The organism is Bartonella sp. MR168JLCBS, assembly GCF_042194175.1.
In genome coordinates this window covers 421-712 of the sequence record NZ_JBHIMP010000370.1, presented here as the reverse complement: position 1 = coordinate 712, position 292 = coordinate 421, and the positions used below count along the sequence as shown (strand labels likewise).

The following is a 292-nucleotide window of genomic DNA, read 5'->3' as shown; positions in this document are numbered from 1 at the left end:
TTTCACCAGAATCGGCACCACAAAAATGAAAATCTGATGATAAAGGATCGCCAACTGGCCATCTACATGTATTTTCGCTCAATTGCAAAAGATTAAGCTGGCGGGAAATAGGCACAACCACATTTGATTTTGCGGACATGTCAACTTCTGCCACATCCTCCGTTACAACATCCATCTTTAAAGCTGTCGCCCCAACACTGCAAGAAGCAGCATTCGTTGGGAATATCGTCGATGGTGTGCGACGCATCCGCGGAGCCGATGAACTGACACCTACAACTGTCTTTTGTCCACG

General features: G+C 46.6%; 1 protein-coding gene. It reads right to left on the bottom strand.

Going from position 1 to position 292, the window contains the following annotated elements; translation table 11 throughout:
• A partial coding sequence (locus tag ACFIK8_RS11460; protein ID WP_375669499.1) for a GcrA family cell cycle regulator occupies positions 1-292 on the bottom strand: 292 nt, incomplete at both ends.